The 1,054-nt window shown below is 45.5% G+C and carries 1 protein-coding gene; it reads left to right on the top strand.

Translation table 11 applies throughout. From position 1 onward, the window contains the following. Positions 1-1,054: cytochrome-c peroxidase (locus A3738_RS04665; RefSeq protein ID WP_068763393.1), on the top strand; the 1,054-nt coding region annotated here is incomplete at both ends.

The following is a 1,054-nucleotide window of genomic DNA, read 5'->3' as shown; positions in this document are numbered from 1 at the left end:
GACTCCGAGTTCTCTCGTTCAGGCCTATTCCTGAACTCCATAATGAAGATCCCAAGATCGCTGCCTTGGGCGAGAAGCTATTTCATGATCCTCAACTGAGCAGCGACGGCACTGTCGTATGTGCGAGCTGTCATATTGTAGCGCTCGGTGGAGATGATGGTTTAGTAAAATCTCTAGGTGTTGCGGGTGCTGAGGGTGATGTAAATCCACCTTCAGTGCTAAATGTAAGCCTGAATGCTCGACAGTTCTGGAATGGTCGCGCTCTAGATTTGCGCGAACAGCTGCAAGGGCCTATCCACAATCCTATTGAAATGAACAACAATTGGGATTTAGTTGCTGAGCGTCTTAGATCAAATCAAGATTACGTAAAAGCTTTCGCCGATGCATTCAACGCAGGTATCACGCAGAAAAACATTGAGGATGCATTACTAAGTTACGAGCGCACTATGGTCAGGCCGAATAGCGATTTTGATGCGTTTATACAGGGTGATGAACTTGCGTTTACTGAACCTGAATTAAAAGGCTTCGAATCATTTAACGACTTGGGCTGTGTGTCTTGTCATCAAGGAGCAAATCTGGGGGGTAACTTATACCAACGTCTTGGTTTGTTTCACGACTATTTTGCGGACAAAGAGCAGATACATGAATCGGACTATGGTTTATACCTAGTAACTGGAGACGAAAAAGACCGTTATAAGTTTCGTGTTCCTGGCCTAAGAAATGTTGCACAAACAGCCCCTTATTTTCATGACGGAACATCTCCGACCTTGCATGATGCGGTAAGCAAAATGGCCTATTACCAACTCGGGGTGAGCTTAGACGTCAACACTGTTGAGAATATTGTGGCGTTTTTGAAAACGTTAAGCGCTGAGCCGCTAAATGTCGCGGATTCAAGTCATCAAGAGCACGGTTCTGAGGCACAACACGATGATGTTCATGATCAGGAGCATCATCAAATGGATGAGATACCACCTAAAGAGCATGAGCACGAAGAACACCATGATCACGCTCGTCAAACACAGCCCATGAAGCCAAATCTGTATGCGAGTCATCG

The sequence above is a fragment of the Oleiphilus sp. HI0066 genome (assembly GCF_001635725.1).
This window is presented reverse-complemented; position numbering and strand designations above follow the sequence as displayed.